22 protein-coding genes are annotated in these 26072 nt (G+C 65.7%); 14 read left to right on the top strand and 8 right to left on the bottom strand.

Features of this window, described 5'->3' with window-relative positions:
- Positions 1–46: 46 nt before the first annotated feature.
- The 5 genes from VRZ08_RS01640 (at position 47) to surE (ending at position 8637) form a co-directional block, all read left to right on the top strand.
- Complete coding sequence (locus VRZ08_RS01640) at positions 47–3106, top strand: autotransporter domain-containing protein (protein ID WP_414531378.1); 3060 nt, start codon at positions 47–49, stop codon at positions 3104–3106.
- Positions 3107–3217: 111 nt separating this feature from the next.
- The gene (serS, locus tag VRZ08_RS01635) at positions 3218–4522 is read left to right on the top strand and encodes a serine--tRNA ligase (RefSeq protein WP_414531377.1); all 1305 of its coding nucleotides are present in this window, start codon (positions 3218–3220) and stop codon (positions 4520–4522) included.
- Positions 4523–4644: 122 nt separating this feature from the next.
- Positions 4645–5241, top strand: coding sequence for a CAP domain-containing protein (locus VRZ08_RS01630; RefSeq protein ID WP_264073585.1), 597 nt, complete (start codon positions 4645–4647; stop codon positions 5239–5241).
- 353 nt (positions 5242–5594) lie between these two features.
- Positions 5595–7730 (top strand): TonB-dependent siderophore receptor, encoded by a 2136-nt coding sequence (locus VRZ08_RS01625; protein WP_414531376.1) that lies wholly within the window; start codon positions 5595–5597, stop codon positions 7728–7730.
- A 139-nt stretch (positions 7731–7869) separates the two neighbouring features.
- Positions 7870–8637 carry a 5'/3'-nucleotidase SurE gene (gene surE, locus VRZ08_RS01620; RefSeq protein WP_164633577.1) on the top strand — a complete coding sequence of 256 codons (768 nt, stop codon included), beginning with the start codon at positions 7870–7872 and terminating at the stop codon, positions 8635–8637.
- A gap of 205 nt (positions 8638–8842) precedes the next feature.
- Here surE and VRZ08_RS01615 read toward each other — a convergent pair whose 3' ends face one another.
- Positions 8843–8980 carry a hypothetical protein gene (locus tag VRZ08_RS01615; protein ID WP_414531520.1) on the bottom strand — a complete coding sequence of 46 codons (138 nt, stop codon included), beginning with the start codon at positions 8978–8980 and terminating at the stop codon, positions 8843–8845.
- Between VRZ08_RS01615 and VRZ08_RS01610 the strand changes: the two genes are divergently transcribed.
- Positions 8918–9262 (top strand): GrpB family protein, encoded by a 345-nt coding sequence (locus tag VRZ08_RS01610; protein ID WP_414531517.1) that lies wholly within the window; start codon positions 8918–8920, stop codon positions 9260–9262. The genes VRZ08_RS01615 and VRZ08_RS01610 overlap by 63 nt on opposite strands.
- A 126-nt stretch (positions 9263–9388) precedes the next feature.
- Here the strand turns inward: VRZ08_RS01610 and VRZ08_RS01605 are convergent, their stop codons facing one another.
- Positions 9389–9763, bottom strand: a complete 375-nt coding sequence (locus tag VRZ08_RS01605; protein WP_011158390.1) for a response regulator — start codon at positions 9761–9763, stop codon at positions 9389–9391.
- Between the two features lie 224 nt (positions 9764–9987).
- Here VRZ08_RS01605 and VRZ08_RS01600 point away from each other — a divergent pair, with 224 nt between their 5' ends.
- Both VRZ08_RS01600 and VRZ08_RS01595 read left to right on the top strand, forming a co-directional pair.
- Positions 9988–10641 carry a protein-L-isoaspartate(D-aspartate) O-methyltransferase gene (locus tag VRZ08_RS01600; protein WP_414531375.1) on the top strand — a complete coding sequence of 218 codons (654 nt, stop codon included), beginning with the start codon at positions 9988–9990 and terminating at the stop codon, positions 10639–10641.
- 120 nt (positions 10642–10761) lie between these two features.
- Positions 10762–12177, top strand: a complete 1416-nt coding sequence (locus VRZ08_RS01595; protein WP_414531374.1) for a peptidoglycan DD-metalloendopeptidase family protein — start codon at positions 10762–10764, stop codon at positions 12175–12177.
- Between the two features lie 102 nt (positions 12178–12279).
- Here VRZ08_RS01595 and VRZ08_RS01590 read toward each other — a convergent pair whose 3' ends face one another.
- Positions 12280–13863 (bottom strand): alpha/beta fold hydrolase, encoded by a 1584-nt coding sequence (locus VRZ08_RS01590; protein WP_414531373.1) that lies wholly within the window; start codon positions 13861–13863, stop codon positions 12280–12282.
- Between the two features lie 147 nt (positions 13864–14010).
- Here VRZ08_RS01590 and mddA point away from each other — a divergent pair, with 147 nt between their 5' ends.
- Positions 14011–14823 (top strand): methanethiol S-methyltransferase, encoded by an 813-nt coding sequence (gene mddA, locus VRZ08_RS01585; protein WP_414531516.1) that lies wholly within the window; start codon positions 14011–14013, stop codon positions 14821–14823.
- Between the two features lie 46 nt (positions 14824–14869).
- On the opposite strand, the gene VRZ08_RS01580 is transcribed toward mddA, so the two are convergent.
- On the bottom strand, positions 14870–16570 hold the full coding sequence (locus VRZ08_RS01580; protein ID WP_414531372.1) for an outer membrane protein: 1701 nt from the start codon (positions 16568–16570) through the stop codon (positions 14870–14872).
- A gap of 167 nt (positions 16571–16737) precedes the next feature.
- On the bottom strand, positions 16738–17727 hold the full coding sequence (locus VRZ08_RS01575) for an ATP-binding protein (protein WP_107355839.1): 990 nt from the start codon (positions 17725–17727) through the stop codon (positions 16738–16740).
- 189 nt (positions 17728–17916) lie between these two features.
- Here VRZ08_RS01575 and yajC point away from each other — a divergent pair, with 189 nt between their 5' ends.
- The 5 genes from yajC to VRZ08_RS01550 all read left to right on the top strand — a co-directional run bounded on the left by yajC (position 17917) and on the right by VRZ08_RS01550 (position 22554).
- Positions 17917–18354: a preprotein translocase subunit YajC gene (gene yajC, locus VRZ08_RS01570; protein WP_414531371.1), complete on the top strand. Its 438-nt coding sequence runs from the start codon at positions 17917–17919 to the stop codon at positions 18352–18354.
- Positions 18355–18398: 44 nt separating this feature from the next.
- The gene (gene secD, locus VRZ08_RS01565) at positions 18399–20000 is read left to right on the top strand and encodes a protein translocase subunit SecD (RefSeq protein WP_107344739.1); all 1602 of its coding nucleotides are present in this window, start codon (positions 18399–18401) and stop codon (positions 19998–20000) included.
- A 25-nt stretch (positions 20001–20025) separates the two neighbouring features.
- A complete protein-coding gene (gene secF, locus VRZ08_RS01560) occupies positions 20026–21141 on the top strand; it encodes a protein translocase subunit SecF (protein WP_264073575.1) in 1116 nt (371 codons plus the stop codon).
- 160 nt (positions 21142–21301) lie between these two features.
- A complete protein-coding gene (locus tag VRZ08_RS01555; protein ID WP_414531370.1) occupies positions 21302–21685 on the top strand; it encodes an Mth938-like domain-containing protein in 384 nt (127 codons plus the stop codon).
- Positions 21682–22554 (top strand): phytoene/squalene synthase family protein, encoded by an 873-nt coding sequence (locus VRZ08_RS01550; RefSeq protein ID WP_414531369.1) that lies wholly within the window; start codon positions 21682–21684, stop codon positions 22552–22554. Before VRZ08_RS01555 ends, VRZ08_RS01550 begins: the two co-directional genes overlap by 4 nt.
- Positions 22555–22717: 163 nt before the next feature.
- Here VRZ08_RS01550 and trmFO read toward each other — a convergent pair whose 3' ends face one another.
- The 3 genes from trmFO to VRZ08_RS01535 form a co-directional block, all read right to left on the bottom strand.
- Positions 22718–24154 (bottom strand): methylenetetrahydrofolate--tRNA-(uracil(54)-C(5))-methyltransferase (FADH(2)-oxidizing) TrmFO, encoded by a 1437-nt coding sequence (trmFO, locus tag VRZ08_RS01545; RefSeq protein ID WP_414531368.1) that lies wholly within the window; start codon positions 24152–24154, stop codon positions 22718–22720.
- Between the two features lie 137 nt (positions 24155–24291).
- A complete protein-coding gene (locus tag VRZ08_RS01540) occupies positions 24292–24444 on the bottom strand; it encodes a DUF1127 domain-containing protein (protein WP_012496279.1) in 153 nt (50 codons plus the stop codon).
- Positions 24445–24943: 499 nt separating this feature from the next.
- Entirely contained in the window at positions 24944–25840 is an 897-nt protein-coding gene (locus VRZ08_RS01535; protein ID WP_414531367.1) for a DUF2189 domain-containing protein, read from the bottom strand.
- Positions 25841–26072: the final 232 nt, after the last annotated feature.

Here is a 26072-nt window from a genome sequence, read left to right as displayed (position 1 = left end):
GAGGCCTTTCGTCGGTCGGCCCGTTCGCCGGACGATCGGTCATCCTATGCGCAAATTCCGAGATACGATCCTCCTGACGCTGACGTTGATCACTACGATCACAGCGCCGCCTCTGGCGCTCGCCCAGCAGCCGAGTTGCACGGGGATTTGCGCGCTGCAGGCCGCCGATCAGGAAGCACTGCTGGCGCCGTTCAACAGCCTGCCGTCGACCGCGCAGGGGCGGGCGGTGCTCGACGCCAATCTCGCCAAGCAGGTCGAGATCTATCTGAACTCGACCCAAGCCGAGAAGATCGCCGCAGGTACCGTGCTGATCCTGCCCGCGGTGCCTGCCAACGTGCTGCTGCGCGCGTTCCCGGGCAATCCCGCCTACGGCTACAATGCGCAAGGCATTCCGACCGCGCCGACGCTGCCGCCCTCCATCTTGAAGATGGAAGCCGCGATCATCGGCAGCAATCAGATCGTCGCGATGAAGCCATACTTCGGCACCACCGACGTCTACGGCAACGCCTATGGCTATCTGCCCGGCCAGACCGACAGCTATGGCAACCCGCCGCCTTATCAGGTCTCCGCGGCGATCTTGAACAATCCGTTTACACCGCAGAATTCGTCGTATCTGGCGTGGCAGAACCAGCAGACGCCGGGCGCGTACAAGATCAATTGGGTACTCGGCGACTCCAACGTCGGCGATTTCCCAAGCGCCCATACGATGCTGGCGACCTCCAACGCGGTGCCGTTCGCGATCCTGGCGCCGGGCTATTATCAGCAGTTCGTCATGGCGGCGGCGCAGTTCTCCTACGACCTCAACGTCTATGCGGCGCACTATCCGCTTGACGTAATCGGAGGCCGGATCATGGCGACCTACGTCACCGCCAACATGCTGGCCGGCAATCCGCTGTACGCCTCGGCCGATTTCAACACGACGCTTTTGCCGTCGCTGAGAAACGACATGCAGACCTATCTCGGCAGCGGTGGCAGTTCGCCTTACGCCGCGGCCTGCGCCAATCTGGTCGCGTGCCTCAGCGGCGGCGTGATCCCGACGGCCACGAGCTATCAGCAGCAGGCGCAGGCTTATCGGCATTTCCTGACCTACGATCTGCCGTCGGTCGGACCGACCGATCTTGCGCCCGTGGTGCCGGAGGAAGCGCACTATCTGATCGCGACGCGCTATCCGTATCTGACGACCGCTCAGCTCGACGAGATCCTCGCCACCACGGAACTGCCGTCGGGTGGTCCGCTCGACAACGGCACCGGCTGGGCGCGGCTCAATCTGTATGCGGCGGGCGGCGGCTACGGCGCGTTCCGCAGCAACGTCACCGTGACGATGGACGCGTCGCAAGGCGGCCTTAACGCGTTCGACGTCTGGAGCAATGACATCTCCGGCCCAGGTGGATTGACGCTGGCTGGTACCGGCACGCTGGTGCTGGCGGGGGCCAACACTTACACCGGCGGCACTCGGGTCCAGAGCGGCAGCACGCTCGGCCTCAGCGGCAGTCTGCTCGGGCCGCTGTGGGTCGCCTCCGGGGCGAGCTTCGTCGTCGGCCGGACCGGCACGTTCACCGGCGCGCTGAGTAACGACGGCACCGTGTACAATGCCGGCGTGGTCGACGGCAGCTTCAGCGGTGGCGGCGCCTTCACCAACGCCGGCTGGCTCGGCGGAACCGGCACGTTCGGCTCGCTCGATCTGCGTGGCGGCTCGATCGTGTCGCCCGGTCATTCGGTCGGCACCATTCAAGTCTCCGGCAATCTCAACGTGTCGGCCGGCGCCGCTTACTTCGCCCAGGTCGAGGGGAGCACCGCGGATCTGATCCAGGTCGGCGGCGCGGCGAACCTGTCGGGCGGCACCGTCATCGCCGGTCTGATCGGGCACAGCCCGATCCTCGGCCAGGCCTATCCGATCCTCACCGCGGCCGGTGGCATCACCGGCAGTTTCGCGAGCGCGGTGACCGACGATCTGCCGTTCCTCGACGCGTCGTTGAGCACCTCGGCCAACGCGGTGACGCTGACGCTGACCCGCAACGCCGTTCCGTTCGCCAGCCTGGCGACCAGTGCTAATCAGGCCGCGGTCGCCAATGCGCTCGACGCCGGCCCGGCAGCGAGCGGGCTTGGCCTGCTGATCGCCACGCAATCCACCGCTGGGGCGCCGCGCGCGTTCGATGCGCTATCCGGCGAAGTTCATGCCAACGCCCAATCCGCGCTGCTCGACGACAGCCTGCTCCTGCGCGAGGCGGTGCTCGGGCGGATGCGGCAGACCGGGGGCGCCGACACGGTGCTCGCCACCGGCCCCAGCGTCTGGGCGCAGGGCATCGGCACCTGGGGCCGCAACGGCAGCGACGGCAATGCGGCGGAGGCGACCAGCTCGGTCGCAGGCTTCGTCAGCGGCGTCGATTATCGCTTCGGCTCCGGCTGGAAGGTCGGCCTCGCGGGCGGCACAACAAGCTCCACCGTCACGGTCCGCGACCGCGCCAGTTCCGCCGATATCGATACTGCGCATCTCGCCGGCTACGCCTCGGGGGAAGCTGGCCCCTGGCGGTTGCGTGCGGCCGCCGCCGCCAGCTTCAGCACGCTGTCGACCAGCCGCTCGGTGAGTTTTCCCGGCATCACCGACATCGCCGGTGCCCGCTACGATGCCACCACCGCGCAGGCGTTCGGCGAGATCGGCTACCGCGTGCCGGTCGGGCAGGCCGTTGCCGAGCCGTTCGGTGGGCTGGCGCTGGTGCATCTGCATCGCGACGCGTTCACAGAAGGTGGCGGCATCACCGCGCTGGCGGGGACCAGCCGCAACGACGACGTTGGCTTTTCGACGCTGGGCGGCCGGCTGACCACCAGCTTCACGTTGTCGCCCGGTCTGGTGGCGATGCCGCGGCTGGCGGCGTCGTGGCAGCATGCGTTCGGCGCGGCGGCTCCGATCGCGGATCTGGCGTTTCGCAGCACTGGCGAGCCGTTCACGGTCGCCGGCGTGCCGCTCGATCGCGACACTGCGCTGGTCGAATGCGGCTTCGATCTGCAGCTCGGTCCGCAGGCCCGGGCCGGACTATCGTACGCCGCCCAGCGCGGCGAGCGGGGCCGGCGCGACCAGGTCCGCGGCCTGTTGAGCTGGCAGTTCTGAGCTGTCTCCGTTGCCGTGCCCGGCCTTGTGCCGGGCATTGCCGTCTTCTACAGACGTTGCTCCGCAAAACGGAAATGGCCGGGACGGGCCCGGCCATGACGAGGCGATTCCATGCACGACATCAAAGCGATCCGCGACAATCCGCAGGCCTTCGACGCGGCGTTCACGAGGCGCGGTCTGGCGCCGATCGCCGATAGCCTGATCAAGCTCGACGAAGCCCGCCGCGCCGCGGTGCAGGCCGCCGAGCAGGCGCAGGCGCGGCGCAATGCGGCGTCGAAGGAGATCGGCGACGCCAAGAAGGCCAAAGACAACGCCCGCGCCGACGCGCTGATGGCCGAGGTCACCGAGCTGAAGACCACGATGCCGGCGCTCGACGCTGCGGTGAAGGAGGCCGATGAGGCGCTGAAAAAAGCGCTGTCGGAGATCCCGAACCTGCCGCTGCCTGAGGTGCCCGAAGGCGCCGACGAGCACGGCAATGTCGAACATCATCGCTTCGGCGAGAAGCCGAGCTACAGCTTCACGCCGAAACCGCATTACGACCTCGGCGAAGCCCTCGGCATGATGGACTTCGAAGCCGCGGCCAAGCTCTCGGGTGCGCGCTTCACCGTGCTGAAGAAGGGCCTCGCTCGGCTCGAGCGCGCGATCGGCCAGTTCTTCCTCGACGTCCACACCGGCGACCACGGTTACACCGAAGTCAATCCGCCGCTGCTGGTCAAAGACGACGCGATGTTCGGTACCGCGCAGTTGCCGAAGTTTCGCGAGGATCAGTTTGCCGCCGGCGCAATCGGCAGCGGCGGCGAGGGCTACTGGCTCATCCCCACCGCCGAAGTCTCGCTGACGAACCTCGTGCGCGAGTCCATCCTCGACGAAAAAGAGCTGCCGATGCGGCTCACCGCGCTGACGCCGTGCTTCCGCGCGGAAGCAGGGGCGGCGGGGCGGGATACCCGCGGCATCATCCGGCAGCATCAGTTCACCAAGGTCGAGTTGGTGTCGATCACCACGCCGGAGCAATCCAAGGACGAGCACGAGCGGATGCTGTCCTGCGCCGAGGAAGTGCTGCGCCGACTGGGTCTGCATTATCGCGTGATGACGCTGTGCACCGGCGACATGGGCTTTGCGTCGCAGAAGACCTACGACATCGAAGTCTGGATGCCGGGGCAGGGCGAAGGCGGTGCGTACCGCGAAATCTCCTCGTGCTCGGTGTGCGGTGACTTCCAGGCCCGCCGCATGGACGCGCGCTCGCGCGGCCCGGATGGCAAGCCGCGTTTCGTTCACACCCTGAACGGCTCAGGCACCGCAGTCGGTCGTGCGCTGATCGCGGTGATCGAGAATTATCAGCAGGAAGACGGCTCGATCGCCGTCCCCGACGTGCTGCAGCCCTACATGGGCGGGCTGAAAGTGATCGCGAAGGCGTAAGGCTGATGTCTCTCTCCGTCATCGCGAGCCAACCGGTCGGCGCAAAGCGTCGCCCGATGACAGGCTCCGCGAAGCAATCCAGCTCCGTGCACCGAGCTCTGGATTGCTTCGCTGCGCTCGCCATGACGCTGATATTTGCGGTGACCTTCTTCGCTTCAGTTTCTGTGCTGCCCGCCTTCGCCGCCGGCCCCGCCGAAATGATCTCCGATTTCCGCGCCAAGAACGGCGAGGGCAAGGTGGTGATGGACGCGACGCTAAATGCGATCGCGCAGCGGCAGGCGGTCGCGATGGCGTCGAAGGACGTCCTGAGCCACGAGGCCGGCGGCTCCTTCACCTCGCGCGTTGCGCCGGCCAAGGTGTCGCGCGCCGCCGAGAACATCGCCTACGGCTATCCGGATTTTCCCAACACGCTGAAGCAGTGGATCAACTCGCCCGGCCATCGCGCCAATCTGCTGCTGAAGGGGGCTTCTAAGGTCGGCGTCGCCAGCGTCCGGTCGAGCGCGAGCGGCCGGACCTATTGGGCGATGGTGATCGCGGGCGGCGACGAGAAGCCGAAGCCGAAGGCAAAGCCGCCGGCTAAATCCTCGGGCAAGCAACCGGCGAAATCGACCGCCAGCTCCAAGGCCGCGGCCGAGCCGCCGGCCACTTGGAGCAAGCAGCTGCCGAAACCTTCCGCCGCACGGGATTGCACAGTGCGGATGCTCGGCCTCTGCCTCTAAAACTGATTGCAAAACGCGTCGTGCGCTACTTTCCGGACCGTACGGCAACACGCGCATCCGGAAATAATTAGAATAGTTCGAACAGTACGCTGCGCCAAGCGTCTACGCGCTTGCTATGGCCAATTATCGCGGATTTTCCAAGTAATGCGTGTCGACGTCGCTGTCCTGTTTGGACCCATTCAAATTGTTCCAGAGCGCCTCGCCCCCCATAAGCCGTTTCCAGTTGTTACAGCTGGGGACTTGGAATGCCGGGTTGGCAAATATCGCGAAAGGTTGCGCTCGCGAGCTGTAGTTTGTTGATCATCGATGGCTGCTTGAGCCGAGAGGGGCATGCTCAGACGAGCCTGCCGTCGGTGACGGTCGATGCGCCGAAGGCGGCGCAGGCGCGAACCGTACGCGCTGATCGCCGTTCGACCGCCACGCAGCAGCGCCGCACCACGCAACGCGTGACGCCTGCTCAGCCTCCGGCTGCGATCGTGCCAGCCTCCGCCACCACGCTGTCGAGCGCGACCGGACCGGTCAATGGCTTCGTCGCATCTGGCAGTGCCACCGGCACCAAGACCAATACGCCGCTGATCGAAAGTTCGCAGTCGGTCTCAGTCGTGACCCAGGACCAGATCCGCGACACTGGCGCTCGCACGGTCGGCGAGGCGCTGGCTTATACGGCCGGCGTGCAGACCCAGCCGTTCGGCTACGACGCACGCTATGATCAGTTCATGATCCGCGGCTTTTCGTCGACGCAATACGGCAATTATCGCGATGGTCTGCGCCAGGGTAACGGCCTCTACGCGTACTTCCGCAACGAGCCGTACGGCGCCGAACGCATCGAGGTGCTGCGTGGGCCATCGTCGGTGCTGTACGGTGCCAACGACGCCGGCGGGCTGGTGAACTACGTCAGCAAGATGCCGCTTCCGTATCGGCTCAACGAAGCCGGCTTCGACGTCGGCAATTTCAACCGCTATCAGGGGCGGTTCGATTTCAGCGGGCCGGTGCCCGGCCATGACGACCTGCTGTATCGCTTCACCGGCCTGGTGCGCGACAGCGGCACGCAGATCCCCGGCACCTGGGACGACCGCGTCTTCCTCGCACCGAGCGTCACCGCGAAGCTGGGCGAGGATACGACCCTCACCATTCTGTCTGAGTACACGCACAGCAAGGCCTCGATGTGGCCGTACTACATGCCGAACCCGATCACCGGGCAGGCCACCAACATCCGGCTCGGCGATCCCGCGTTCGATGCGCTGAAGATATCGCAGGCATCGGTCGGCTACCGGCTGGAGCATCGCTTCAATCCGGCGCTGACGTTCAGGCAGAACGTGCGCATCGGCCATGCGCGGCTCGACGGCGACATGATCGACGGGCTCGGCCTGTCGGACGACGGACGCACGCTCAACCGCTATGCGTCCAATTTCAAGGAAACCCTGAACACGTTCGCCATCGACAGCCAGATCGAAGCCAAGCTGGTGACCGGGCCGATCAGGCACACCGTGCTGGCGGGTGTCGATTATTTCCGGCAGGCGACGAATTTCGGCTACTCGGTCGGGACGGCCCCGCCGCTGGACCTGACCAATCCGGTGATCGGCGTCGGATTTCCGACCTCAGCATTGTCGCTGGCCGCTGCCAATCGGCAGACGCTCGGGCAACTCGGCCTCTATGTACAGGATCAGCTCGCGCTCGGCGGCTGGCGGCTGACGATCGGCGGCCGGCAAGATTTCTCCGAGCTGTCGCAGTACAACGAACTGTCGAGCACGACCACCGACAGCAAGCCGGATCGCTTCACCGGGCGCGCCGGGCTTCTGTATCTGTTCGACAGCGGCGTCGCGCCTTACGTCAACTACGCGACGTCGTTCCTGCCGCAGGCCGGAACCACGGCGCCGGGGCGGGGTGCATCGCCGTTCGCGCCGACCACCGGCGAGTCGATCGAGGCCGGCATCAAGTATCAGCCGCGCGGCTGGAATAGCTATTTCACCGCGACCTGGTTCAACCTGACCAAGGACAATGTGCTGACGGTCGATCCGGTGTTCGGCGCGATGTATTCGGTGCAGACCGGTCAGATCCGGTCGCGCGGCACGGAATTGGAGGCCGTGCTGTCGCTCGCGGAGGGGCTCAAGGGGATCGCGTCGTACAGCTACACCAGTGCCGAGGTGACGCGCAGCAATGACGTCGATCTCGGCAAGGTCCCGATCGGTGTGCCGACCCAGCAGGCGGCGCTGTTCATGGATTATACGTGGCAGACCGGCGCGCTCGCCGGCTTCGGTCTGGGCGCCGGTGTGCGCTGGACAGACCAAACCTGGGCGGATTCCATCAATACCGTGCGCAATCCGGCAATCACCGCGTTCGATGCCGGCGTGCATTACGATTTCCGCGGCATGCGGTTCGCCGTCAACGCGCGCAATCTTGGCGACCAGCGTGTCGGCATCTGCAACGGGGGCAATTGCACCTTCACGCAAGGCCGCACCGTGCTCGGCAGCGTCACCGCGCGCTGGTGACGTTCGGGCGCCCCCGGGGGCCCAATTGCCCCTGGGGGCGCCGCACGATTCCGGCCGGCTGGGGCCGAATTTGCCTCTCGCGGCTGGGCCGGATATGACGACGGCCCAAGAAAGACCTTCAGAGAGGCGGCCCTGCGACATGCGGATTCTGTGCACCAACGACGACGGCATTCATGCGCCCGGCCTGAAGACGGTCGAACAGATCGCCCGTGCGATCTCGGACGACGTCTGGGTGGTGGCGCCCGAGCTCGACCAGTCCGGGGTGTCGCATTCGCTGTCGCTGAACGATCCCTTGCGGCTGCGCGAAGTCGGCCCGCGGCACTTCGCGGTGCGCGGCACGCCGACCGACTGCGTGATCATGGGCTCACGCTTCATCCTCAAGGACAAGGCGCCGGATCTGGTGCTGTCGGGCGTCAACCGCGGCCGTAACGTCGCCGAGGACGTGGTCTATTCCGGCACGATCGCCGGCGCGCTGGAAGGCACCATTTTGGGCCTGCCGTCGTTCGCGCTGTCGCAGGAATTCACCATCGAGACCCGCAACGCGCCGCTGTGGGAGACCGCGCGAACTCATGCGCCCGACATCATCCGCAAGGTGATGGCCGCGGGCGTGCCAAAGAACACCGTGGTCAACATCAACTTCCCGGCCTGCACACCCGACAAGGTCAAGGGCGTGGTGGTGACGCGGCAGGGCAAGCGCAATCCCGGCTTCCTGCGGATCGACGAGCGTCACGACGGCCGCGGCAATCCGTATTACTGGATCGGCTTCGAGCGGATCAAAGTCGAAGACATGCCGGCCGAAGGCACCGATCTGGCCGCGCTCGCCGCCAACTTCGTCTCGGTGACGCCGCTCAAGCTCGACCGGACCGACGAAACATTCTCGGCAGCGCTGACCAAAACGCTGGCCTGAGATCGCGCGCGCCGGATGGGTTGAGCGTAGCGAAACCCATCAATCGGGCGCCCGAGGTCAATGGGCGCGGCGTTCGACGTCGCGGCGCGGAGACAAGGCGAAGCGGCGAGGATGAAGCGTGGCCGCACACGGCCGCCGTTGCGTAGCGACGGTCGGATGCGTGGACATGTGGGCATGGCGCGAAGCGCTTTTTTCTACCCTGCGGTCAATGCAAATGCCCAATCCTGATCGGTTCCACATTGCCGCGGATCATGACCACGCCCGCGATGCCGCCGAGCGTCTGTTTGCTGCAGTTAAGCAGCAGCTTATCGCCGTCCTGCCCAACACCAGTGAGTTGCTGCACATTGGTGCGACCTCAGTTCCGGGGTGTCTCACCAAGGGCGACCTTGACATCGTCATTCGGGTGGAGCGCGGAAGACTTCCGCGTCACGGACGCCGCGCTCGCCGTCCGGTACGCGCGCAATTCAGGCTCGGTGCGGACCAACGAATTCGCCGCCTTCGAAGACGACGCCTGCACGCCCCATCTCGGCATCCAGCTCACCGTCAAGGGCGGAGAGTTCGACGTTTTTCACCAGTTCGCCGCTGCGCTACGCGCCGATCCGGCTCTGGTAGAACGCTACAATGAGCTTAAGCGGGCGCATGATGGGCAACCGATGGACCGCTACAGATCCGCGAAGGATGCCTTCGTGACGGACGCGCTGCGTGGTCGCTCAGCCAAACGCGGGGATGATCGCACGGAGTGACGCAGCAGCTACGCCGCGCCGCGCAGTGTGGCGTCGAGGGCCTGCTTCAGCGATTCGATCTGGAACGGCTTCTGCAGCGCCGGGCGGTCGCGATAATCTTCCGGCACGCCCTGGGTCCCGTAGCCGGTGGCGAAGATGAAGGGGCGGTTCCGCGCCTTCAGCAGGTCGGCGACCGGCGAGATCACCTTGCCGTTGACGTTGACGTCGAGGATCGCGATGTCGAATTCGGTGGCTTCGGCGAGCTGCAGCGCCTCGTTGATTTCGCCGGTCTCCGCGGCCACCGAGAACCCTAGCTCCTCCAGCATGTCGACGACCATCATGCGGATCATCGCTTCGTCCTCGACCAGGAAAACGGAGCCGCCGGTCGGACTCGGTGTCGTCATCGGGTGATGTCCTCGAGAAGGTGCTGTCGCACGCCGGTCGATAGCTTCGGCGCTTTCAACGAACACCGTCGCAAATAAGCGATGCGCTGGCAATTGCAAGCTTGACGCGCGCGTGCGTGACGCTCCGCACTTGCAAGGTTTCGTTACGCACGCCAACACTCTGCTGAGAATCGCGCCAACTGGAACCCGACCGGCGAGGCGCACGACCGATCGCGAGACCCGAAATGCCGAGCCCCGCGGCGCCGCCGCCCGAAAAGATGATGTTCCAGCTCAGCCTGCGGCGGCGCGGCATCAGCGATCAGGCGGTGCTGCGGACGATGGAGGCGGTGCCGCGCGACCAGTTCGTCGACCCCAATTATCGCGACGGCGCCTGGCGCGACACCGCGCTGCCGATCGCCTGCGGCCAGACCATCAGCCAGCCGTTCGTGGTCGCCTTCATGACCGAGCAGCTCGAGCTGCGGCCGCGCGACCGCGTGCTCGAGATCGGTACCGGCTCCGGCTACCACGCCGCCGTGCTGTCGCGACTCGCGGCGGACGTGCTCAGCTACGAGCGCTTCAAGACGCTCGCCGACCGCGCCCGCAAACGACTCGCCGAGATCGGCTGCCGCAATGTCGAGGTGGTGTTCGGGGACGGATTCGATCTGCCGGAGACCGCCGGCACCTTCGACCGAATCCTGGTCACCGCCGCGGTCCCCGAGCTGCCCGAGCGGCTGCTCGAGCGACTCGATCCCGGCGGTGTTCTGATCGCGCCAGTCGGACCACCGAACGGCCGCCAGAAGCTGCTGCGTGTGCGCCGCACGCCGACCGGCGACGAGCAAAAGGTGCTGGGCGAGGTCCGTTTCGTGCCCGCGCTCCGCGGCACCGCACGCGAGCTTTGAGCGCGCTGGATTTTTCGATTTCTCAGCGTCAACAAGCGGTTTCCTCGCAAGGTTAAACGGTTGTTTACTGGCACGGTGTTTACTCAATTTACCAATCGTATTGCGTATGAGTGAGTAACCATGTCCCGCGTTGCCGCGTTGCTTTGCTCGCGCCGCGCCCCGCAGATGGCGGTGCTGGCGTTGATGTCTGTCGGTTTCAGTGCGTGCAGCGCCGACATGCAGACACGCTTTCAACAGGCCCCGTTCGGGCCGGTTGAGACCACCGGATCGGTGGCGCCTCCACAACACCGCCAGGAACTGCCGCAATACGCGCGGCCCCAGTACCAGTCCCAGCCGCAATACCAGTCGCAGGCGCTGCCGCCGATCACGGCGCCGTCGTCCTATCCGGTGGCGAACCGGGGCGGGGGCTTCTCCGGCGGCGGTCGCGGTGTGGCATCCTACGAACCGCCGGCGCGTGCGCCGCTCGATCAGACCGGGACCGTGCAGGCGCCGCGCTCGGTCGCTGCAGCGCGGCCGATGCCTGCCGCTGCTCCCGCCGCCGCGCCGGTGCATGCGCCCGGCACCACGATCATCGTCGGCACCAGCGACACGCTGGAAATCCTGGCGCAGCGCTACAACGTCTCGACCGCCGAGATCCTGCGCGCCAATGGCTACAAGGGCCCGCGCCGGCTGCAGCCGGGTCAGCAGCTGGTGATCCCGAGCCGCACCACCGCGACCGCCCAGGTCGCGGCGCCGATCGCAGCGCCGGTGGCTGCTCCGCCGGCTCCGCGTCCGGTCGCGACCGCTGCGCCGGCTCCGGCCCGGGTGCACTACGTCAACAACGGCGACACGCTGATGAATATCGCGCGCCGCAACAACATCTCGCTCGGCGAGCTGGCGCGTTACAACAACCTCACCACCACGACCAAGCTGAAGCCGGGCATGAAGATCAACGTGCCGAGCGCCCAGGTCGCTGGTCTCGCGCCGGCACAGCCCCCGATCCAGGCGCCAGCCGCCGCGCCGATGGCGGCTGCGCCGGTGCGGATGGCCAATGTTGCTCCGACTGCGCCGGCCGAGCCGCCGCAGAAGGCCCGGATGGTTGCGCCGACCGAAACGCCGGAAGCCGCTGCCCCCGCTGAAGCCGCGCCGGTGAAGGCGGCCGAAGCGACCGGCGCGCTGCCGAGCTTCCGCTGGCCGGCCCGTGGCCGGGTGATCGCGGCCTACGGCGCCAAGACCAACGGCAAATCCAACGACGGCATCAACCTGTCGGTGCCGGAAGGCACGCCGGTGAAGGCCGCCGAAGATGGCGTCGTTGCCTATGCCGGCAGCGAGCTGAAGGGCTACGGCAATCTGGTGCTGATCCGTCATTCCAACGGCTACGTCTCGGCTTACGCCCACGCCAGCGAACTGATGGTGAAGCGCGGCGAGACCATCAAGCGCGGTCAGGTGATCGCCAAGTCGGGCCAGAGCGGCGAGGTGTCCTCACCACAGCTGCACTTCGAAATTCGGAAGGGATCGACTCCGGTCGACCCGCTTAAGTTCCTCAACGGCGCCTGAGCAACGCGGTTGAGCGATACTGGGGAAGACAAAATGCCCGGCCCGAATGGCCGGGCATTTTTGTTTGCCATGCCGCGATCCATGAAGCCGAACTAACAATCTTTAAGGACGAGGCCTGGTCCGCTTCGGATTCGCGCGGCGAACGAGGCCGCTGACAAACGGCCTGATGGCGTCGAGCACCGGACGTTGGTCCCCCGCGAAGAACCAGTGGTCGTCGCCGTCGAGCTCGACAAATTCGGCGCCGGCGATCCGAGCGGCCATGTCGCGTCCCGCCGCGATCCGGACGGCACGGTCGCCGCGGCGGTGTAGCACCAAGGTCGGCACAGTGAGTTGGGGCAGCAGCTCGAGGACATCGGCGTCACGTAAAGCTGCCAGCACGGCCCAGATGCCGCCGGGACTGGAAGCCGCGCGGAGCAGCCCGGCCCACCACGCTTTGGATTTGGCATCGTGCGCGAGGCTTGGGCCGAACGTCTCGATGCCGGCTGCGCTGCCCCATGCGCCGATCAGCTGCCGGCGCCAAACCTCGTACTGCTCGACCGTCAAGGCATACGGGTAGTTCGGGGCGCGGCAGCCTTTGGCAAGCGAGCCGAACAGGATCAGGCCGGCGACGAGGCGGGGATGATCGACCGCGAATTTGATGCAGGCCGGCCCGCATTCGGATGCACCAAACAGCACGACGCGGCGCGCTCCTGCTGCCCGCAGCACGGTGCCGATATCCTCGGCGGTGACGTCGACATTCGGCGCCGAGCCGACCCGGTCGGACAGCCCGACGCCGCGGCGGTCAAAGATTATCAGCCGTCCGAGCGCCATCATCGAAACGAGAAAGGCCCGGCACGACGGATGCTCCCAAACCCGTTCGACATGCGAGACGAACCCCGGCATCACCAGGATGTCGAGCTCGCCGCTGCCGAAGGTCTGGTACGCCAAGTGGATGCCGTCCCCTTCAGCATAGCGCGTCGCCGGGATAGTGAGAGCGGCCTGCGTCGCCGCCTCATGCATCAACTCCTCGGTTTCGGTCTCGGGCGTCACCCCGAGTTCATCGCGCAGCCGTCGGGCCAGCGCTGCGTAATGGCGTTCCGCAGCCTGCCGGTCGCCCGCCAGCAGCAGACTGCGGATCAGATGGCGGCCGTAGATCTCGCTGAGCGGATCTAATTCAACCAGACGCGTCGCGCGAGCTGCGGCTGCTGCGTGATCGCCGGCGGCATTGTTGTCCTGCACCAAGCGCTCCAGTGCGTGCAGGTAGCGTCCGCGCAGTGCCTCGCGGCGGAAGAACGCCCACTCCTCAAACTCGGGGCAATCTGGCAATGCGAAGCCGGCGAGAAAATCGCCGTGATAATAGCCGCAGGCTTGCGCGAAATCCCCCCGCTCACAGGCGGCTTCGAACAGCTGCGTGTCGAGGCTGAGTTCGACCGAGGGCGACCAACGCAGGCTGGTGCGGTCGGTCTCGAACACCGGCTGGCCGAGCGCTTGCTCGATGCGGTGCAGCAAACGTCGCAGCCGCGCGCGGGCAACGTCGATGGCGCTGTCCGGCCAAAGCAGGGTGGCGACGACGTCGCGGGACACAACTGCGCGCGCTTCTGCGAGATGCACCAGCAGCGCCAGCCCCTTGCGCAGATTGAGCCTGACGGAACCGTCGAAGCTGCGGATCTCCGGAAACCCGAAGGTTTGGAGCTGAAATCCGGTCACAACAGCTGCCTCAGTGCGACCCGGCACGCGCCGAGGGGACGGGCAGGGGACGGTGCGGCGGTAGCAATCGTGGCTGATCGCCGTCGAATGGCGGTCGTGACCGCATCGCCTGCCGCCGCCCGCGGCGGCCCAACCGGAAACGCACTCATGATCAAACGCCTCCTGATCCCGACCTACGGTCTGTTGAGCTATGCCGTATTCCTCGTCTCGATGATCTACGCGCCCGGCTTTTTCGGCAACACGCTGGTGTCGAAATCGATCGACGTCGGCGGCGCGGCCAGTCCGGGCCAGGCCGTCCTCATCAATCTGCAACTGATCGGTCTCTTCGCGATCCAGCACAGCATCATGGCGCGCCAGCGCTTCAAACAGTGGTGGGCAAGGCATCTGCCCGCATCGTGCCAGCGCAGCACCTACGTGCTGCTGACGAGCCTGCTGCTTCTATTGCTGTTCTGGCAGTGGCGGCCGATTCCGGTCGTGGTCTGGAGCACCAGCGGCATCGCCGCTTGGCTGCTGGTCGTGCTGTATTGGCTGGGATGGGTCTTGGTCTTGGCGTCGACCCACATGATCGACCACCTCGATCTGTTCGGGCTTCGCCAGAGCTTCTCAGCGCTGCGCGGCACCGAGCCTTTGCGCCCAGCGTTCCGGACGCCCTTGCTATACAGGATGGTGCGGCACCCGCTGATGCTCGGCTTCCTGATCGTGTTCTGGGCGGCGCCCGAGATGACGGCGGGTCATCTGCTGTTTGCGGTCGTCATCACGATCTACATCCTGATCGCGCTGCAATTCGAAGAGCGCGACCTGATCGCCGAATTTGGCGCAACCTACCAGCAGTATCGAGAGCGCGTTCCGATGCTGCTGCCTCGTGTTCTCCGCCGGACTGCACGACGGCACGCCGCTGGACAAGCCGGCGCCGTACGCGATGAGAGCGGAGGGGCTGTTTCGCCTCCATCCGGCGGCTGAGCCGCCGGCGAGGTGGTAGATGAATCGCCAGACGACCCGACCGGAATCAGCGATCGAACTTGTAGGATGCCTGTACGAAGGTGCCGTAGCGCTCGACGCGGATCGGCAGCAACTGGGTCGGCACCGGGCTGCCGAAGCCTGCGGTGTCGACGTCGGTCGCCCACATCGCCCAGTAGCGGCCACCGACACCGACGTTGAACCTCGAGGTGATGTCGTACGTCAGAATGGCTTCGAGCTGGACACCGCGGCCGCTGCCCCAGGCCGGCGAATTCTTGTCGGCGACGTCGGTCCTGTTGTGATGGATGTCGAGCGCTGAAATATGTGTGTAGGGCAGGTACGCCGCGTCGACGACCAGTTTGGTGTTCGGCGCGACAGCCAAAGTGCCGTTGGCGCCGATCCGCAGCGAGTGCCAGTCTTCGTACTGGCTGATCGAAATTCCATCCGACGACCCGCAGAATGCTGTCGGAACAGCAAGCGCGATCTGGCGGCAATTGAACGCGTCCTTGCGGTCGCGGTAGAAATTGTAGCCGGCGAACACGCCGAGTTTGCCGAACGTGTCGCTGAACAGATCAATGCCGGCATCGAGCGTCGCATAACCAATTGTGCCGGTGACCTTGTTGTGGTCCGTGTTGGAATACGCCGTGGCGTTTTGCTGATCGGTGGGGAACCAGTCTTCGTCGTTCATCTTGCCGGCCACCAACCCGCCGCCGCCGGCAAATCCCTTCAGAAACAGCTTTTGCGGACCATCGATCCGCCAGAACACTTCGCCGGAATGACCGTCGCTCTCGTAGGTGAGACGCGACACCAGATGCTCCTGGAGCGCGCTGTTGGTGCTAAGCGTCAGATCGTTCTGATAGCGGCCGTGGCTGTACCAGTAGCGTGCGCCGACTTCGAATTGCCAGGCCGACCAGCGATCGGCCGCAGGCGCTTTCACCGGCAGCAGCGGCGTCTGATCGAAACCGCCGTCGCCGCGGCCGAAGTAATAGTTCAGCCCGAGCTTGATCAGGTGCATGTCCTGATGCACCTGCGTTGGTGCGCCGGCGGTGTCGACCAGGGTCTTTGGGTCGAACGGAATCTGCAGAAAGCCGCCGCCGGGCGTGTCGATTCCGCGGTGACTGAAATTGGCGTAGTCGTATTCGGCGCGCACCGCCCAGCGCGACGATAGCGCGTATTCGATCCCGGCGCCGACGGTCCAGCCCCACCGCGTGGTGTCGAGCTCCGCCGCCGGCTGATTGAGATAGTCGGAGGCGTTGGTCGTCATCCGGAAGTTGCCGACCAGAACCGCGCCGCCGCCTTTGACGTACATCAGCGAGCGCCCGTCGGGCCCGAAACTGTGGCCGAGCCGGCCGGTGAGGGTGCCGAGCATGTGCTCGCGCACGCGGCAGTTCGCCGAGACGAACTGACCGGAATAGGCAAGGCAGGTGTCGGTGCCGTCGGCGTCGATCGCCGAGGCATCGACTTCGACACCAAACACCCAGGGCGAGCCGGGAGCTTGCCAGTTGTAGCCGGCCTGCAGGCCGGCCAGAGCTTTGGGTGCGCGCATGGTGTCGCCGTAGATCGACGGCCCAAACGGATTGTCGACCTTCGCGGTGCCGAACCCGGCACCGAGATGGCCGCCGAGATAGAAGCCGGTCCAGCTCCAGGCCGGAATGGCTTTGACGTCCGGAGGCCGCGACAGATCCGCAGCTTGCGTAGCGCCGCAGGATGCGGCGAGCACGGCGGAAACACAGATGATGGACGTGCGCACGGCCTTTGCCCCCAAGGTCGCATGATCGACGCGGCAACACGGCCGTCAGCGTGACGGCGCGTGTCCGCGAATCGAGACTGCAGTTTAGGGACGAGATGTTCGGTTTGCGAACTCGGTAAGCTCCGAGTCCGGTTCGACTGTTGATCGAACCGGACTCGTGAAAGCAGTTACTTGGTTCCGAGCCGCACCTTGAGACGGCCGGCGAGATCCTGCACGAACTGCCAGGCGACGCGGCCGGAGCGGGAGCCGCGGGTGGTCGACCATTCCAATGCTTCGCGCTCGAGCTGCTCGTCGTCGATCGTGATTCCGAAGTGCGCACAGTAGCCACGCACCATCGCCAGGAATTCGTCCTGGCTGCACTTGTGGAACCCGAGCCAAAGCCCGAACCGATCCGACAGCGACACCTTCTCCTCGACCGCCTCGCCGGGATTGATCGCGGTCGACCGCTCGTTCTCGACCATTTCGCGCGCCAGCAGATGCCGTCGATTGGAGGTCGCGTAGAGAATCACGTTGTCGGGCCGGCCCTCGATGCCGCCTTCGAGCACCGCTTTGAGCGATTTGTAGGAGGCGTCGTTGCCGTCGAACGACAGGTCGTCGCAGAACACGATGAAGCGGTAGTCCGAGGCGCGCAGCAGCGTCATCAGCGCCGGCAGGCTCTCGATGTCCTCGCGGTGAATCTCGATCAGCTTCAGCTGGCCGGCGACGTCGGGCCGTGCGTTGACATGCGCGTGAGCGGCTTTGACCAGCGACGATTTGCCCATCCCGCGCGCGCCCCACAACAGCGCGTTGTTGGCGGGCAGGCCGGTCGCGAAGCGCTCGGTATTTTCGATCAGCGTGTCGCGCATCCGGTCGACGCCCTGCAGCAGCGACAGATCGACCCGGCTGACCCGGGGAACCGGTGCGAGACGCCCCTCGGGCTGCCAGATGAACGCATCGGCCGAATTCAACGCGGCATCGGCCGGGGCGGCGGAAGTGCCCGCCAGGTGGGCGGAAATGCCCTCCAGGGCGGTGGCGATCCGCTCCAGCAATGCGCCGTCGAGGGGCGCGCCGGGGGATGTCCCCGATGGGCGGCGCTTTGCCGCCGCTGTACGGGCGGGCTTGCGGGCGGCGGACTTCGGGGCGGCTTTGGCGGGGCGGGATTTTGTCTTTTTGGCCATGCTTGCACTTCCTTATGCCGCAGCCATATCGGGCCATGTCACCCCCGGCAACCCACGGAAATGGGAGCGCTATGAGGCGGGTGGCAGCGTTGCAATTGGGACCGCGGCGGTTATAGTCCGCGCGAATTTGCGCCCCCCGGCCGACGCTTCCGCGCCGGGCCGGCTCGCTTGCTTTCACGGGGAATCCGAATGTTCGTTACGCCCGCTTACGCCCAGGCTGCTGCCGCCGGCGGCGACGCCAACAGCATGATCATGTCGCTGCTGCCGTTCGCGCTGATCTTTGTCATCATGTATTTCCTGATCCTGCGCCCGCAGCAGAAGAAGGTCAAAGAGCACGCCGAGATGGTGAAGAACATTCGCCGCGGCGACACCATCATCACCTCGGGTGGTCTGGTCGGCAAGGTCACCAAGGTGATCGACGATGATACCGTCGAGTTCGAACTTGCGGATGGGATTCGCGCACGCCAGATGCGCCAGATGATCACCGGCGTCCGCAGCAAGGGCGAACCGGTCAAGGATGCTCCCGAAGCCAACGGCAAGGCCAAGGGCAAGAAGGACAAGGACGCTCCGGCCAAGACCGAGGGCGACAAGGCCGAGCCGGCGAAGGACGACACTGCGTCGAGCTGATGCTTCGACGCGCCGCCTCTTTCGGTTTCTGACGGGACAACTCGATGCTTTATATCTCACGGTGGAAGGCGCTGGCGATCATCCTGACGGCGCTGGCAGTGTGCCTTTGCGCCGTTCCCAATTTCTTCCCCGAGAGCACCGTCAAGAGCTGGCCGAAATGGGCGCAGCGACATCTGGTGCTCGGCCTCGACCTGCAGGGTGGCTCGCACATCCTGCTCGAGGTCGACGCCAATTCGGTGAAGAAGGACAAGCTCGATTCGGTTCGTGACGACGCCCGCCGGGTGCTGCGCGAAGCCCGGATCGCCTATACCGGTCTTGCGACCAAGGGGGACTCGGTCGAGGTCCGGATCAGCAAGGATACGGATGTTCCGGCCGCGCTCGCCAAGCTGCGTGAGCTGTCGCAGCCGCTCGGCGGTCTGCTCGGATCCAACGGCCAGCGTAGCCTCGAAGTCTCCGACGCCGGCGGCGGCCTGATCCGCCTGACGGTGCCGCAGGCCGCGATCGCCGACCGCGTCCGTCAGTCGGTCGACCAGTCGATTCAGATCGTCGAACGTCGCGTCAACGAACTCGGTACCGTCGAGCCGTTGATCCAGCGTCAGGGCGCCGACCGCATCCTGGTGCAAGTGCCCGGTCTGCAGGATCCGACCCGGCTGAAGGAGCTGCTCGGCAAGACCGCCAAGCTCGACTTCCGCATGGTCGACAGCTCGGTCTCGGGCGACCAGGCGATGGGCGGCAACGTGCCGCCGGATTCCGAATTGCTGATGAGCGCGTCGTCCCCGAAGCAGCCTTACGTGATCAAGAAGCAGGTGCTGGTGTCGGGCGCCGATCTCACCGACGCGCAGCCCGGCTTCGACCAGCGCACCGGCGAGCCGATCGTCTCGTTCCGCTTCAACACCAACGGAGCCCGCAAATTCGCCCGCGCCACCACCGAGAACGTCGGCCTGCCGTTTGCCATCGTGCTCGACAACGAGGTGATTTCTGCTCCGGTGATCCGCGAGCCGATCACCGGCGGCTCAGGTCAGATCTCCGGCAGCTTCACGGTGCAGGGCGCCAACGACTTGGCGATCCTGCTGCGCGCCGGCGCACTGCCGGCGCCGCTGACGATCATTGAAGAACGCACCGTCGGTCCGGGCCTTGGCCAGGACTCGATCGAGAAGGGCGAACGCGCCGCCTATGTCGGCTCGATCCTCGTCATCGTGTTCATGCTGCTGACCTACCGGCTGTTCGGCGTGTTTGCCAACCTCGCGGTGGCGGTCAACGTGGCGATGATCTTCGGCATTCTGTCGTTGCTCAACGCCACCCTGACACTGCCCGGCATCGCCGGCATCGTGCTTACGGTCGGCATCGCGGTCGACAGTAACGTGCTGATCTACGAGCGCATCCGCGAGGAGATTCGTGCAGGCCGAAACGCGATCTCGGCGATCGACGCCGGCTTCAAACGCGCGCTGGCGACGATTCTCGACTCCAACATCACCACCTTCATCGCCGCCGCCGTGCTGTTCTATATCGGCACCGGTCCGGTGCGCGGTTTCGCGGTGACGCTTGGTATCGGCATCATCACCACGGTGTTTACCGCCTTCACTTTGACCCGACTGATCGTCGCGACCTGGGTGCGCTGGAAGCGGCCGCACCACGTGCCGATCTGACGCATCGAATCCGAGAGAGCCACACGTGACACACTGGATTTTGGTCGGGCTGGGCGTTCTGATTGCGGTGCTGACGGTCGTCAGCATCTTCGGCTGGCTGCCGTCGCTGCGCATCGTTCCCGACAACACCCACTTCGACTTCACCCGCTTCCGCCGCATCAGCTTCCCGATCTCGGCGGTGCTGTCGATCGCCGCGATCACGCTGTTCTTCACCCACGGGCTGAATTTCGGCATCGACTTCCGCGGCGGCACGCTGCTCGAGGTCCGCGCTCATTCCGGTGCGGCCGATATCGCGGGCATGCGCGACACGCTGAGCAAGCTCAATCTCGGAGACGTGCAGCTGCAGCAGTTCGGCGGTCCGGCCGAAGTGCTGATCCGTATCGCCGAGCAGCCCGGCGGCGACCAGGCGCAGCAGGCGGCGGTGCAGAAGGTGCGCGCTGCGCTCGGCGACTCGGTCGACTACCGCCGCGTCGAAGTGGTCGGCCCGCGCGTCTCGAGCGAGCTGCTCGCGTTCGGCATGCTTGGCCTGATGGTCGCGATCCTGGGCATCCTGGTCTATCTCTGGTTCCGGTTCGAATGGCAGTTCGCGCTCGGCGCGATGATCGCCAACGTCCACGATATCGTGCTGACGATCGGCTTCATGTCGATCAGTCAGGTCGACTTCGACCTGACCTCGATCGCGGCGCTGCTGACGATTCTCGGCTACTCGCTGAACGACACCGTCGTGATCTACGACCGTATCCGCGAGATGCTGCGGCGCTACAAGAAGATGCCGATGCCGCAGCTGCTCAACGAGTCGATCAACTCGACGCTGTCGCGCTCGATCATCACCCACGTCACCGTGACGCTGGCTCTGCTTGCGCTGCTGCTGTTCGGCGGCCATGCGATCCACTCGTTCACGGCGGTGATGATGTTCGGCGTGGTGCTGGTCGGCACCTACACCTCGATCTTCATCGCGGCACCGATCCTGATCTATCTCGGCGTCGGCACCCATCGGCTCGACGAGCCGGCTGAAAAGCCGGCGAAGCCCGAGCCGGTCGCGCCGCCCGCGGCCGAAGAGGTTCCGGCGCGGTTCGTCGATCCGGAGCCGGCCGCACCGGCCGCCAAGCCGGCCAAGGCCGGTAAGCCGAAGAAGCGGTAAGTCAGGCGGGCAGGGCTGCTGGGAAGAGGCAGACCCGGTCAGCTTGTTTGAACCGTTGACGTGCCACCGCATTGACGCGCTGTCGCCGCTCGGTGCCGAGCGGCGCAAACCTGTAGGGTGCCGCCGCATGACGCCAACGCTCGACGCAGGACGCTAGCTCGTGGCGCAGCGCTCCGAGTTTCCGCACTTTCCCCGCATGGCCGCGGTCGACGCCTATGGCAAAGGCGGGTTCTACTTCGCCGACATGTCGCATCAGGGATCGCTGCTGTTTCTGCCCGATGCGGTGTGGGGCTGGGACGTGACCAAGCCGGAGCAGATCGACCGCTACAGTCTGCAGCGCGTGTTCGACAACGCCCACGCGATCGACACGCTGATCGTCGGCACCGGTGCCGATGTGTGGATCGCGCCGCGGCAACTGCGCGAGGCGCTGCGCGGCGTCAACATCGTGCTCGACACCATGCAGACCGGTCCGGCGATCCGCACCTACAACATCATGATCGGCGAGCGGCGGCGGGTCGCCGCTGCGCTGATCGCGGTGCCATGAGCGAGACGGCCGACAAGGGCGCTGCTGCGTTCTGCGCCAATTTGGTGCGCGAGGCCGACTTCGACCGCTATGCGGCGACGCTGTTCGTCCCACCCGAGAAACGCCGGGCGCTGCTGGCGCTCGCTGCCTTCAATGCCGAGATCGTGCGGGTTCGCAGTCAGGTCAGCCAGCCGCTGCCGGGCGAGGTCCGGCTGCAATGGTGGACCGATCTGCTTGCCGGGTCGGCGCATGGCGGCGCCGAAGGCAATCCGGTCGCGGCCGAGCTGACCCGGGCGATCGCCGAGCACGAGCTGCCGACCGAACCGCTGACGCGGCTGATCGAGGCGCACATCTTCGACCTGTATAACGACCCGATGCCCGACTGGACCGTGCTCGAGCCGCATCTGGCGGAGACCGACGGGGCGCTTCTTGCGCTCGGAGCGCGGGTTCTTGGGCAGACTAGCGGGCAGAATGCCGAAGCGATCGATCACATTGCACGGCACGCCGGCGTCGTGGTTGGAGTCGCGCGCATCGTGGCGCGGCTGCCTTATGATTCCGCCCGTCGCCAACTGTATCTGCCGAACGACGTGCTGCAGCGGCACGGCTGCGACTTGGAGCAGGTGTTCGGCGGCCAATCGGGCCCGGCGCTGAAAGCCGCGCTGGCCGATGTCATCGCGGATGCCCGCAAGCATCTCGATCAGGCGCTGCAGGAGCTGACCGAGCTGCCGGCTTCGGTACGGCCCGCCCTCCTGTCGCTTGCGCTTGCGCGCCGCGATCTCGACCGGCTGGCGTCCCCGGAACGCGATCCGTTCACGCCGTTCGAGCGCTCGCGCTTGGCGACGTTATGGACGCTGTGGCGAGCGGGCCGGAGCAAGCTGTTTCGTATGTAACGGACCGCTCTCCGACCAAGTACAAGCTACAGACCTCTCCGCGTCATTGCGAGGAGCGAAGCGACGAAGCAATCCAGCGCTGTGCATGGAGCTCTGGATTGCTTCGCTTCGCTCGCAATGACCGAGAAGACTTGTGCGCCTTCAGACACGGCGCGATTAAAGACTACGCCGCCTTCGGCAGCTTCAGGTGCGCGGCGATCCAGCTGTCGATGTCGGCGAGGGCGCGGGCGCTGAGGGCCTGCTTCTTGGCGACCGACTTCTCCGGACCGCGCAGGCGCTTGCCGTCCGGTCCTTTGGTCGGCGGGTTGGCGAGCGGCGGGAACAGGCCGAAGTTGATGTTCATCGGCTGAAACGAGCGCGGGCCGGCATCGATGGTCTCGATGTGGCCGCCGGTGATGTGGCCGAGCAGGGCGCCGAGCGCCGTGGTCGGCGGCGGCGGAGCCAGCGGCGCTCCGAGCAGATCGGCTGCTGCGGCCAAGCCGGCGAACAACCCGACGCTGGCGGATTCGACGTAGCCCTCGCAGCCGGTCATCTGACCAGCGAACCGCAGCCGGGGCGCCGCGCGCAGCCGGAGGCTTTCGTCGAGCAGTTTTGGCGAGTTCAGAAACGTGTTGCGATGCAGGCCGCCAAGCCTTGCAAACTCAGCGTTTTCGAGCCCCGGAATGGTGCGGAAAACACGCAGTTGCGCGCCGTGCTTCAACTTGGTTTGGAAGCCGACCATGTTGTACAGCGTGCCCAGCTTGTTGTCCTGCCGGAGCTGCACGATGGCGTAGGGCTTGACCCTCGGGTTGTGCGGGTTGGTCAGGCCGACCGGCTTCATCGGGCCGTGGCGCAGCGTCTCGCGGCCGCGCTCGGCCATTACTTCGATCGGCAGGCAGCCGTCGAAATACGGCGTGTCCTTTTCCCAGTCCTTGAAGTCGACCTTCTCCCCCTCGATCAGCGCGTCGACGAAGGCGTCGTACTGCTCGCGGGTCATCGGGCAATTCAGATAGTCGGCGCCGGTACCGCCGGGGCCGACCTTGTCGTAGCGGGACTGAAACCACGCCACCGACATGTCGATCGAGTCGCGGTGCACGATCGGCGCGATCGCGTCGAAGAACGCCAGCGCAGTCTCGTCGGTGAGGCTGCGGATCGCGTCGGCGAGCGGCGCCGACGTCAGCGGGCCGGTCGCGACCACAACGCTGGCCCATTCCTCCGGCGGCAGGCCATCGATCTCTTCGCGGCAGATCTCGATCAGCGGATGCTCCGCCAGCGCCTTGGTGACCGCGGCCGAAAAGCCGTCGCGGTCGACCGCCAGCGCACCGCCGGCCGGCACCTGGTTGGCATCGGCCGCCTGCATGATCAACGAGCCGAGCTTGCGCATCTCGGCATGCAGCAGCCCGACCGCGTTGTTGGCGGCATCGTCGGAGCGGAACGAATTCGAGCACACCAGCTCGGCAAGGCCATCGGTCTTGTGGGCCTCAGTGGTACGGACCGGCCGCATCTCATGCAGCACGACACGCACCCCAGCGCGGGCGATTTGCCAAGCGGCTTCCGAGCCGGCGAGGCCGGCGCCGATGACGTGAACGACGGGTGAGGCGGAGGGTGTGCTGCTGGTCATCGGCTACAGCTAGCTTGTTTCGGTCGCGGGTCAAATCCCGTTTGCGACGCTGCGAAACTGCGCGACTCTTCTCCACAAACGACAACGCCCGCCAGGAGGCGGGCGTTGGCCGTAGAAGGCAGAAACAGGCGGTCGGGTCAGCCGTTGTAGTGACCCGAAGCGACGCGCGGGATGTCCGAACGGTCAAGTCCGATGTCGGCCAGTTCGCGATCGCTGAGCTGGGACAGCTCAGCGACGTTGCGCTGGTAGTCCCGGAACGCGCGGATCGCGCGGATGAGCGAAAGCAGCATGGGATGGTCTCCTTGTCCACGATTCAGTTCTTCGGAAGAACCGAAGCGTCGAGAGGAATATAGGCGACGAGTCGCAAAACCAGCAGCGTAAATGCTGCACCGCAGCTAATCCGTGGATGCATACCGTCGGGAAGGAATGATTAACCCTTCTGCGCCGGCTCGGCCTCCGAGATCTGCTCGCAGCTTGGGGCGGGGGACCAGCTGATCTCCCGCCTCGGGGGCTTTCGAGCTGAAATATAGTGCATTTTCAGCGCAATCTTGCTCCGCTCTCCGCCTTTTAAAACGTCTCACCGGAAATCTAGTGCTGGTCAGCTCCGCCGTCCGAGTTAAGACCTTCGGACAATCTGGTCCGTTCCCATGCATTATACGCATAAATACGGAGGTCGTGAATGAGTATTCATGGCGAATCGAGGGATTTGATCTGCCGCAATGCACAAAACGGCCGCCGACCTCTGAGAACGATCGGCGGCCGAGGTGGGGAGCTTGCCGATGAGTCGGCTCAGGTCCCGTTGCGCTTCCATTGCAGCAGGTTGGCCGGGAAATCAGCGGCCGACCGCTTGAGCGGGCTGGGCGGGGGCAACCGCGGCGGATTGGGGTTCGGCTCGACCGCCTTGCGGTACAGATGCCAGGTGGCATGGCCGAGCAGCGGGATCACCACCGCGAGCCCGAGGAAGGCCGGCACCGAGCCCACAACCAGCAGCAGCGCGACGATGACGCCCCAGGCGGCGATCGGCAGCGGGTTGACCGCGACCACCCGGAGCGAGGTGGCCATCGCGTCGCCGATCCCGGCATGCCGGTCCAGCATCATCGGGAACGCCACCACGCTGAGGCACAGCGCCGCCAGCGCAAACAGGAATCCCACGCCGCAGCCGACCAGGATCAGGCTCCAGCCTTCCGGCGTGGTCATCACGCGCCGGGCGAAGTCGGGGATCGCAGCCGCCGGCGCATAGCCGAACAGCGCGACGTAGATCGCCTGCGCCGCCGCGAGCCACACCAGAAACAGCGCCAGCAGGATCGCGCCGAAGCCCAGCATTGCGCCGAGCGATGGTGACCGCAGCACCGCGAAGGCATCCGATGCGAAGGCCGGTTCGCCAAGTTCGCGGCGCCGGCTCAGCTCATACAGACCGAGCGCGGCGAACGGGCCAAGCAGCGCGAAGCCGGCAGCGAGCGGAAACAGCAACGGCAGCACCGCGTAGCCTTGCACCAGCCGCGCCAGCACCAGGCCCAGCACCGGATAGATCAGCACCAGCATCACGGCGTGGCTCGGCACCGCCTTGAAGTCCTCCCAGCCTTGCCGGAGCGCGGCGCCGAGATCGGCAAAGCCGATGCGGCGGACTGCGGGGGCGGCCTCGTCCGCAGCGATGGCGGACGGAGCAGAAGAATAGGTCGTAGCCATGCGTAGCGTCCTCCCATGTTCGACAGTGGTGATCACCGGCCGTTACGCCAAAACGGCGGGCCGGGCGCTTCTTGCGCGGAGACGAACGATCAGAAGGAGCCAGACGCGAGAGCAACGAATGAACTGGTCCTGTGACCCGAGCTTGCCGCGACCTGTGAAGGTATCCTAACGCCGCTCAGCTCCGGTCGTTGCTCAAGCTTTGGTGAGCGTCGATGCTGCAATGCGAACTAAT

The sequence above is a fragment of the Rhodopseudomonas sp. G2_2311 genome, assembly GCF_047501505.1.
Lineage (GTDB): Bacteria > Pseudomonadota > Alphaproteobacteria > Rhizobiales > Xanthobacteraceae > Rhodopseudomonas > Rhodopseudomonas palustris_H.
This window is presented reverse-complemented; position numbering and strand designations above follow the sequence as displayed.

What these genes read in the sequence shown, in the direction of transcription:
- VRZ08_RS01640 (WP_414531378.1), top strand. Translation starts at nt 47, where the DNA reads ATGCGCAAATTCCGAGATACGATCCTCCTGACGCTGACGTTGATCACT.
- serS (WP_414531377.1), top strand. Translation starts at nt 3,218, where the DNA reads ATGCACGACATCAAAGCGATCCGCGACAATCCGCAGGCCTTCGACGCG.
- VRZ08_RS01630 (WP_264073585.1), top strand. Translation starts at nt 4,645, where the DNA reads ATGACGCTGATATTTGCGGTGACCTTCTTCGCTTCAGTTTCTGTGCTG.
- surE (WP_164633577.1), top strand. Translation starts at nt 7,870, where the DNA reads ATGCGGATTCTGTGCACCAACGACGACGGCATTCATGCGCCCGGCCTG.
- VRZ08_RS01605 (WP_011158390.1), bottom strand. Translation starts at nt 9,763, where the DNA reads ATGACGACACCGAGTCCGACCGGCGGCTCCGTTTTCCTGGTCGAGGAC.
- VRZ08_RS01600 (WP_414531375.1), top strand. Translation starts at nt 9,988, where the DNA reads ATGCCGAGCCCCGCGGCGCCGCCGCCCGAAAAGATGATGTTCCAGCTC.
- VRZ08_RS01595 (WP_414531374.1), top strand. Translation starts at nt 10,762, where the DNA reads ATGTCCCGCGTTGCCGCGTTGCTTTGCTCGCGCCGCGCCCCGCAGATG.
- mddA (WP_414531516.1), top strand. Translation starts at nt 14,011, where the DNA reads ATGATCAAACGCCTCCTGATCCCGACCTACGGTCTGTTGAGCTATGCC.
- VRZ08_RS01575 (WP_107355839.1), bottom strand. Translation starts at nt 17,727, where the DNA reads ATGGCCAAAAAGACAAAATCCCGCCCCGCCAAAGCCGCCCCGAAGTCC.
- yajC (WP_414531371.1), top strand. Translation starts at nt 17,917, where the DNA reads ATGTTCGTTACGCCCGCTTACGCCCAGGCTGCTGCCGCCGGCGGCGAC.
- secD (WP_107344739.1), top strand. Translation starts at nt 18,399, where the DNA reads ATGCTTTATATCTCACGGTGGAAGGCGCTGGCGATCATCCTGACGGCG.
- VRZ08_RS01550 (WP_414531369.1), top strand. Translation starts at nt 21,682, where the DNA reads ATGAGCGAGACGGCCGACAAGGGCGCTGCTGCGTTCTGCGCCAATTTG.
- trmFO (WP_414531368.1), bottom strand. Translation starts at nt 24,154, where the DNA reads ATGACCAGCAGCACACCCTCCGCCTCACCCGTCGTTCACGTCATCGGC.
- VRZ08_RS01540 (WP_012496279.1), bottom strand. Translation starts at nt 24,444, where the DNA reads ATGCTGCTTTCGCTCATCCGCGCGATCCGCGCGTTCCGGGACTACCAG.
- VRZ08_RS01535 (WP_414531367.1), bottom strand. Translation starts at nt 25,840, where the DNA reads ATGGCTACGACCTATTCTTCTGCTCCGTCCGCCATCGCTGCGGACGAG.